The sequence below is a fragment of the Allobosea sp. 05T422_2 genome, from assembly GCF_056396265.1.
In genome coordinates this window covers 1-8607 of record NZ_JBFTLD010000278.1, presented here as the reverse complement: position 1 = coordinate 8607, position 8607 = coordinate 1, and the positions used below count along the sequence as shown (strand labels likewise).

The 8607-nt window shown below is 65.6% G+C and carries 10 protein-coding genes; all 10 read left to right on the top strand.

From position 1 onward, the window contains the following. Positions 1-32: 32 nt before the first annotated feature. Entirely contained in the window at positions 33-908 is an 876-nt protein-coding gene (locus AC1DJT_RS30860; RefSeq protein ID WP_476770190.1) for a DNA adenine methylase, read from the top strand. Beyond that, positions 905-1552 carry a Rieske 2Fe-2S domain-containing protein gene (locus AC1DJT_RS30855; protein ID WP_476770191.1) on the top strand — a complete coding sequence of 216 codons (648 nt, stop codon included), beginning with the start codon at positions 905-907 and terminating at the stop codon, positions 1550-1552. The genes AC1DJT_RS30860 and AC1DJT_RS30855 overlap by 4 nt, the downstream gene beginning before the upstream one ends. Next, entirely contained in the window at positions 1549-2730 is a 1182-nt protein-coding gene (locus AC1DJT_RS30850; protein ID WP_476835545.1) for a helix-turn-helix domain-containing protein, read from the top strand. Before AC1DJT_RS30855 ends, AC1DJT_RS30850 begins: the two co-directional genes overlap by 4 nt. Positions 2731-2737: 7 nt before the next feature. Beyond that, a complete protein-coding gene (gene nusG, locus AC1DJT_RS30845) occupies positions 2738-3382 on the top strand; it encodes a transcription termination/antitermination protein NusG (RefSeq protein WP_476770193.1) in 645 nt (214 codons plus the stop codon). 332 nt (positions 3383-3714) lie between these two features. Beyond that, complete coding sequence (locus AC1DJT_RS30840; RefSeq protein ID WP_476770194.1) at positions 3715-3933, top strand: HNH endonuclease signature motif containing protein; 219 nt, start codon at positions 3715-3717, stop codon at positions 3931-3933. 117 nt (positions 3934-4050) lie between these two features. Next, entirely contained in the window at positions 4051-4773 is a 723-nt protein-coding gene (locus AC1DJT_RS30835; protein WP_476835544.1) for a hypothetical protein, read from the top strand. Beyond that, positions 4773-6488 carry a terminase large subunit domain-containing protein gene (locus AC1DJT_RS30830; protein ID WP_476770196.1) on the top strand — a complete coding sequence of 572 codons (1716 nt, stop codon included), beginning with the start codon at positions 4773-4775 and terminating at the stop codon, positions 6486-6488. Before AC1DJT_RS30835 ends, AC1DJT_RS30830 begins: the two co-directional genes overlap by 1 nt. After that, positions 6485-7732: a phage portal protein gene (locus AC1DJT_RS30825; RefSeq protein WP_476835543.1), complete on the top strand. Its 1248-nt coding sequence runs from the start codon at positions 6485-6487 to the stop codon at positions 7730-7732. Before AC1DJT_RS30830 ends, AC1DJT_RS30825 begins: the two co-directional genes overlap by 4 nt. Continuing rightward, positions 7716-8378, top strand: coding sequence for an HK97 family phage prohead protease (locus AC1DJT_RS30820; protein ID WP_476835542.1), 663 nt, complete (start codon positions 7716-7718; stop codon positions 8376-8378). Before AC1DJT_RS30825 ends, AC1DJT_RS30820 begins: the two co-directional genes overlap by 17 nt. A gap of 30 nt (positions 8379-8408) precedes the next feature. Next, on the top strand, positions 8409-8607 hold a 199-nt coding region (locus AC1DJT_RS30815), incomplete at its 3' end, for a hypothetical protein (RefSeq protein ID WP_476835541.1).

Genomic DNA, 8607 nt, shown 5'->3' with positions numbered 1-8607 from the left:
GGTGAGAACGCTGCGGCGCTGGAGGCGGCGGAATGAGCGATCCATCTCGTCCCGTTCTGCGCTGGCATGGCGGCAAGTGGCTGCTGGCGCCTTGGATCATCGCGCATCTGCCGCCGCACCGGATCTATGTCGAGCCATTCGGCGGCGCGGACTCGGTGCTGCTGCGCAAGCCGCGCGCCTATGCCGAGGTCTATAACGATCTCGATTCCGAGCTTGTGAACCTGTTCCGCGTGCTGCGCGGGCCGCGCGCTGCCGAATTGGTGGAGCAGCTCCGGCTGACGCCGTTCGCCCGAACCGAATTCGTCGACGCCTATGAGCCGTCCGACGATCCGGTCGAATGCGCGCGGCGGATGATCGTGCGCTCGCTCATGGGGTTCGGGAACACTGGCGCGCTCGGCCGCTCGACCGGCTTTCGTGCCGACAGCAACAAGAGCGGCACCACGCCGGCGCACGATTGGGCGAACTATCCCGACCTGCTGCCGCCGATCATCGAGCGCCTCGCCGGCGTAGTAATCGAACAGCGGGACGCCGTTGCCGTGATGCGCGCTCATGATCGAAGGGAGGCGCTTCACTATGTCGATCCGCCCTATGTCCATGAGACGCGATCGGGTGGGAATCCGTACTGCGCCAAGCACAAGTATCGCCACGAACTGAGCAACGCCGACCATGAGGCATTGCTCGAGGCGCTGCGCGATCTCGCAGGCATGGTCGTGCTCTCCGGCTATCCTGCGCCGCTCTATGACGACGCCCTGCCGGGCTGGCGGCGGGTCGAGCGAGAGGCGCTGGCTGATGGGGCTCGCGAGCGGACCGAAGTGCTCTGGATCAACCCTGCAGCGGCTGCCGCGCTCGACCGCCAGGCAGCAGGCGCTGGTGCGCCACTCTTTGCGAGATTGGAGGCGGCGGAATGAGGCTGCAGCGCATCGAAGATCTGCGCGAGCCGCCCGTTGTCGGGCGCTTCTACCTCGTGCCCTGCGTCCTGTACTGGTACGACTTCCGCCTGCGCTGGTGGCCTGTCGTCGGCCCCAGGCATGACGATATCGAGCATCTCGACTTCGCGGCGGCCCACTACCACCTGGACCGTCGCTTCCTTCCGGAGCGGATGCTGCGCGGGGGCTCCAGCGTACCGAGCACGACCGGCGTCCGGCTGGGTTTCCGCATCCAACGCAGCGCCGACACGATGATCGCTGCGCGGCCCCTGTCGGAGTTCCCTGCCAAGCCGAACCCCTATGCGCCGGGCGCCGACTATGGCGGGCCCATGCCGGCGCCCGTGCACCGCAGGCGGCGCTGCATCGTGGCCGATGTCGGCTTCCCCGGCCTGCCCGACGCAGGCGTGCATGGGAATTTCGACCGGTTCCACGAGGCGTATGTCGGTCGCCGTTGCGGCCGCAATGCCGAGGGACACCTTGTCTGCCCGCATAAGGGGGCCGTGCTTTCCAGCCTGGCGCCCGACTGCAACGGCGTCGTGACCTGCCCGCTGCATGGCCTGACGATCAACGTGCAGACCGGCGTCGTGGTGCCGCGTCCGCGTGTTGGTGGGAGGCATGTGCGATGAGCGTCGCCCTTCTCGGCCACGCCCTCAAGGCCAAGCTGCATTCGCGCACCCGCAAGCTCGTGCTGATCAAGCTCGTTGACCACGCCCGCGAGGATGGGACGCGGATCTATCCCGGCCTGCAAAGCATCGCAGACGATGCCGAGTGTTCGATCTCGACCGCGCGCCGCACCCTGAAGGAATTCTGCCAGGTCGGCCTGCTGCGCCGCGTGCGCGACGGTGGCTCCGGGCCGGGCTCCACGGCGCATTACGAAATGGACGTGGAGCTGCTGGTGCGCCTGCGCCGGGACGACGTGTGGCTCGCCCTGGAAGCCGCCGCGGCGCACGATCCGCTGCCCGGCGCTGACGACGAGGACGAAGCGGGGCATGCGCGGCACGCAGCGCGCGGGGCTGATGCTGCGGAGCCATGCGAAAATAAGGGTGTCACGGTGGAAGGCTTTCACCGTGCAACCCTTCCAAATGGCGGCCTAAGGGTACCATCTGATGAGACCCAAACCCTTAGTAGAACCCTTACCTCTGAGAGAGAGGGTGCGCAGGGGCGCGAAGCTTCGCCAACGAACGACGGCAGTGCCGCTGACAGCGAGGGGAAGGCCGAGGCTCCGACCTTCGAGCAGTTCCTCGAGGCCTATCCCTTCGCCAAGGGCGACAACCGGGTGCAGCTGCGCTCTGCCTGGGAGGCCGTGCCATTCGAGCAGCGGCGGCTGGCCATCGATGGCATCTCTGCCTTCGCTGCCGAGCGAAAGGCAGGCGGGCTGAAATCACGGCTGAGCGCCCAGGCCTATCTCGCCGGGCGGTGCTGGGTTGGCCTGGAGACGAAGGCCTCCGAGCGGAAGGCGACGCAGGCTGCCGGCGCGACGGCCGCGGTGCCGGCATGGTCCCGCGAGTGGTGGCTGCTGCTGCATCTCCGGATCGCGGAGGGCCAGCGCAACCGGGTCAGCTTCGCCGTGCAGCAGGCCGAGGCGCAGAAGTCGCTGACCGCGACGGCGGCGGATCTCGCAGCGGCTGCGAAGCGGGTCGGCGAGTTGCGGGCATTCCTCTGTGATGGGCCGGAGATCGACGCTTGGCGGCCATGGCTGGCACAGCKCGGCGCCCGCATCCCGATGTTCACCGGTCAATTCCGCGTGTTCCTGCCGGCGCCGACGCCTCCGGGCGTGGTGGCCGAACCTGAAGTGAAGTTTTGAGGCTGCCATGAGCAACTATCGGAAGAAGCGCGAGCGCCCCTTTGTCGAGCTCAAGTCGGTCGTCGAGACTCGGAACCCTGCGCCTGTCGATCTCGACCTGACCCTTCGTTGGCATCTGATTTATACGTCGCCGCGAGGCGAAGCTCGTGCGGCAAAGGGGCTCGCCGAGGCAGGCTGCAAGGTGTTCTGGCCGAGCCGCCACAAGGTCATCCGCTTCGGGCGGCGTGAGATCACCCATGATGTCGCGACCTTCCCGCGCTATCTCTTCGCCGCCGGCGTCCCGTTCCGCGAACAGCGCTTCGACCAGGTGCAGGCAGATCGCACTGTCGTCACCGTCAATGGGCGGCCGATCGACGACATCCGCGATATCGACGGCGTGCAGGATGTGGTCGGCACCTCTGCAGGATGGCTGCGAGTGCCCGGTGCTGCGATCAGGGCGGTTGCCGACTATCAGAACTCGGTCGAGCCTCCGCCCCCGCCTCCTGCACGGGTAGCACCTGGCCAGCGCGTCACGGTGATCGAAGGGCCATTCATCTCGTTCCAGGCTGTGGTCGTCGAGGCCATCGGTCTCGCCGAGGCAGAGGTGCTGATCGAGATATTCGGGCGGGCAACGCGCATGCGTATCGATATCGGCCACCTCGATGCGGCCTAGTTGTAAACAGCGCTCGCTTACTACTTGCATTGCGGGCGCTTGACTCGTCAGGCGCGAATCGTGCCAGTTGGGCGCACGGTTATTCCGGTAGTGTGATCGTCGCCGAACAGCGAAGTTGAATCTCACGGAACCCGCGTCAGCCTCACCAGCTACCAAGTGCGAAGCTATGTCAGCCCGCTGCCTTTCGAGGTCGGCGGGCTTCGTGTTTCGGGCCTTTGGTTATGGGACGATTGCAGTCACTTCCGTCACGCGTCAGCACTCTGCCATCGCGCGTCTCTCCGCCGGCTAAGACGGCTGACCCGTTCTACCTCTCGCCCGCGTGGCGCGAGTTCGTGCGGGTGATCAAGCGCCAGCGTGGATACATCTGCGAGGTTCCGGAATGCCGGACGGATTGCAGCGCCACGCCTCGCGGCCTGATCGGAGACCACATTGTCGAGCGCAAAGATGGTGGCGCGGACTTCGATCCGCTCAACGTCATGCTGATGTGCACGGCCTGCCACAACGGCAAGACGGCGCGCGAGCGGACGAGGCGGCAGCAGTCGGTCGTTTAGCCCACAAGGCGCTGACAACCCCACAAGATCGTTTTCAGGTGCCGAGGGGGGGCGGTCAAAAGTTCCCAAAGCCCCAATCCCCCGCACCGGCGTCCTCCTCATTCGGAGTTTTTTTTCTTGAACGACGCCAATTCCAGCGGCGGAAAGAAAGAAACGAAGCCGGGCCGGGCTGCCTTTGTGCCGAATGACGATCAGCGTGCGACCGTTCAGCGGATGGCTTCGGAGCGCCTCGGCCATCCGGTGATCGCCGAGGAAATCGGCATCAGCGTGCCGACCCTTCGCAAGGCGTTCGCCGCCGAATTGAAGGAACGCCTCGGCGGCGACAACCTCTTCGTCGCTGCCGGCGAGCTGAGCCCGGCCCCTGTCCCGGCTCCGCCTCGGCCAAAGCGCTCCGGCGCTGGCGGCCGCAGGCGTTACCAGGCGAGCGAGCGCGACCGMGAGAAGGTCGMCGTGCTGATCGCCTCAGGCATGACGGTCGACCAGATCGCGAGCGCGATGGCTCTGAGCGAACCGACGCTTCGCAAGCACTACGCGGCTGAGCTGGAAACCGGTGCGCTGCGCAAGCGCGGCGAGATGTTGATGGCGCTGAACCGTGCCGCGATGAAGGGCAACGTCGCTGCGCTGAGGGAATCGCTCGCGATCATGGATCGCGCCAACCTCGAGGCGCTGCAGGGCAAGTTCCGAAAGGGCAAGTCCGACCCGTCGAACGACGCTCCGGCGCCGACGGTTGCCGCCGAGTCGCAAGGCAAGAAGGTACAGGCCGAGATCGCCGCCCATAGCGTCGTCACGAAAGGCCCGTGGGGTGATCTGCTGCGCACGCCGAAAGGCCGGGCCGGCTGATGACGATGTCCTTTGCGGTGCCGGACTGGGAGGAGCGTCTCCTCGCAGGCCGATCCCTGGTGCCCGAACTGCCGCTCGATCTGGCGGAAGCCGGCCGAGCCGTCTCGATCTTCGACCGCCTGCGGTTGCCGGACGTACCCGGGCAGCCGACTCTGGGCGACGCGGCCGGCGACTGGTTCCGCGATATCGTGCGCGCCCTCTTCGGCTCGCTCGATTCCGAAACCGGCATCAGGATGGTGCCTGGCGTCTTCGTACTGGTGCCGAAGAAGAACTCTAAGACCACGAACGGTGCCGCTCTCATGCTGACGGCGCTGTTGATGAACGAGCGCCCGCAGGCGCCGTTCGCGTTGTTCGGGCCGACGCAGGAGGTTGCCGATCTGGCCTTCGCGGCTATCTCCGGCATGATCGACGCCGACAAGGATCTCGCGGACCTGCTGCATGTCCGTGATCATGTGAAGACGGTCGTCAACCGGGTGACAAAGGCCACCCTCAAGGTGATGACCTTTGACCCGAAGGTTGCGACGGGCGGCAAGTATGCGGGCTGGCTGCTCGACGAGCTGCACCTGCTCGGCAAGGTTTCTTATGCCCAGCGCGTCATCGGCCAGATCCGCGGCGCCCGTGTCGCGGTACCGGAATCCTTCGGCGTCATCATCACGACGCAGTCGGACGAGCGGCCGGCGGGAGCCTTCAAGACAGAGCTCGACTATGCGCGCGGCGTTCGCGACGGGCGCATCGTCGACGGCTCGATCCTGCCGGTGCTCTATGAGTTCCCGGAGGCGATGCAGACCGCGCCAGGCAAGCCTTGGCGGGAGGTCGAGAACTGGGCGCAAGTGCTGCCCAACCTCGGACGTTCGGTCTCGTTGCCGGTGCTCGAGCAGGACTTTGCGACGGCCCGCGAGAAGGGCGAGGAGGAAGAACGGCGCTGGGCGTCGCAGCATCTCAATATCCAGATTGGCCTGGCGCTTCATAGCAACCGCTGGGAGGGCGCTGACCACTGGCTGAAGGCCGGCAATCGGTCGCTGACACTCGATGAGATCCTGACCCGCTGCGAAGTCGTCACGATCGGCATCGACGGCGGTGGCCTCGACGATCTGCTCGGCCTGGCGGTGCTCGGTCGCGAGCGCGAAACCAAGCGCTGGCTCCATTGGGGCAGAGCCTGGGCCGATCGCGGCGTCTTGCAGCTGCGCAAGGAAATCGCGCCTCGCCTGCAGGATTTCGAGGCCGAGGGCGACGTCGTCTTCGTCAATATCGAGGAAACGGCCGACGGGGCGAATGCCGACGTGGCCGAGGTCGCCGAGATCGTCGAGCGCATCTTTAAGGCCGGCCTCCTCCCGGAGAAGGCCGGCATCGGTGTCGACGCGGTCGGCATCGCCGCAATCCTCGACGAGCTCGCCGCGCGTGAGATCCCGGGCGAGTGCATCGCTGCCGTGCCGCAGGGCTATCGCCTGTCTGGTGTCATCAAGGGCGCGGCCCGCAAATTGAAGGATGGAACCTTGAAACACGGGTCGCGAGCKATGATGGCCTGGGCGGTCGGGAATGCCCGCTCCGAGCTGCGCGGCTCGGCGGTTCTGGTGACCAAGCAAGCGTCGGGCACGGCGAAGATTGATCCGCTGATCGCGCTCTTCAATGCCTTTGACCTGATGAGCCGCAACCCGGAGGCCGCCAATGACGGCGGCCTTGACGACTATGTCGCCAGCCTGCGAGCCGCATCGTGATCCAGCTCTTCCGCAAGATGGCAGCGGCCCTGTCGCGGCCCCTCTCGATCAGCGACCCAGATGGTTGGCGTGACCGCGACGATGACCTGGGTGGCCTTGTCGGGGAGAGCACGGTGCTGGCGCTTTCCGCCGCCTGGGCTTGCCTCAATCTGCTTGTGGGGACGCAGGCCTCGTTGCCGATCGTCGTCTACCGCACGGAGAAAAACGGTTCTCGCAGTGTTGCAAAGGATCATCCGCTCTACCGCATCCTGCATGACAGCCCGAACGCCGATCAGACGGCGCTCGACTTCCTGGAGATGGAATGCCTCGCGATCGAGTTGCGGGGCAACGCCTATGCCGAGAAGKACTTCGTCGGAACGCGCCTGGTCGGCCTTACGCCAATCCATCCCGACGCTATGTCCGTGCGCCGGCGATCGGATGGCGAGATCGAGTATCGTTGGACGCAGAACGGTCAGAGCCGGGTCGAAACATCCGAGCGCGTCCTGCATATCCGCGGCTTCGGAGGCTCACCCCTCGGAGGCCTCTCGACCTTGACCCATGCCCGGCACGCGCTCGGGCTCGCGAGCGCGATCAATCGTGCCGCAATGCGCACCTTCGTGAACGGCCTGCGTCCTTCGGGCGTGCTGACCTTCGACAAGTTCCTGAACAAGGATCAGCGCGACACGATCGAGACGAAGCTGGTCGAAAAGTTCATGGGTGCCATGAACGCCGGCCGGCCTCTGGTACTGGAAGGCGGCACGAAGTGGGAGCAGATCACTTTCAACCCTGAAGACGCGCAGATGCTTCAATCGCGCGCCTTCTCGGTCGAAGAGATCTGCCGCTTCTTCGGCGTTCCGCCCCACATGGTCGGGCACACTGCCGGCAATACCAAGCTCGGCAGCAGCATCGCCGACATGACGCAGGGCTTCGAGAAATTCTCGCTCCGCCGTCGCGTCAAGCGGATCGAGCAGGCGCTGATGAAGCAGTTGCTCACGGCACAGGATCGCGCGGCCGGCATTACGATCGAGTTCAACCTCGAGGGCCTGCTGCGCGGCGATAGTGCGGCACGCTCCGCCTTCTACACCGCCCTGCTTAGTGCGGGCGTCATGACGATCAACGAGGTCCGTGCGCTGGAAAATCTGCCGCCCGTTCCAGGTGGCGATATCCCGCGCATGCAGATGCAGAACGTGCCGATCACGCAGGCGAATGGCATCGGCCACAACGGCGGCCCGCCGCTGGAGGATGACAATGCTGAAGACACATGATTTCGCGCTGAAGGCCGATACCGTCGGCGAGGCCGGCGAATTCGAAGGCTATGCCTCGACCTTCGGCAATGTCGACCAGGGCGGCGATGTCGTCGAGCCCGGCGCCTTCATCGAGAGCATCGTCCAGGCGAAGAAGGATGGCCGAACCATCCCGCTTCTCTGGCAGCATGATCAGCGCGAGCCGATCGGTATCTGGACTGACCTCGCCGAGGATTCCAAGGGTCTTTATGTGCGCGGCCGCCTCCTAATCGAGGACGATCCGCTGGCAAAGCGAGCCCATGGCCTGCTCAAGGCCAAGGCACTCGGCGGCATGTCGATCGGCTACCGCTATCTGCCCGGCCACGCGGAGCAGGACGATAAGCGGCCCGGTGTAACCAGGCTGAAGAAGATCGATTTGCGCGAGGTCTCCCTCGTCACCATGCCCATGAACATTCAGGCGCGGGTGACGAGCGTGAAGTCTCTGCTCGAGGCCGGCAAACTGCCGACCGTCCGTGAGTTCGAGGATTTCCTGCGGGATGCAGGCGGATTCTCAAAAAGCCTGGCCGCGGCGATCGCGGCCAAGGCGACGCCGCATCTTCGGGGGGAGCCCGAGGCGAAGGCGATCGAGCCGGCCGCATTCCTGCGCGCTCTGCTCAAGACTGGCTGACCCCTTCAACTTCCACATCGGAGCATCATTATGAAATCCCGAATCCTGCCGCTTCTCGCGGTCGGGCTGCTGGCGCTTGCCGCCTTCCTGGCCCCTGTCGACGCTCACGCATCCGTCGGCTCGCTCGCCGCCGGCGCAACTGCACTTTCGCCCCTGTTCACGGTTGCGGCTGCTGGCGGCATCGCCCGCATTGCGGCCTGCGCCTTTGGGCCCCGCATTGCCTTCGAAA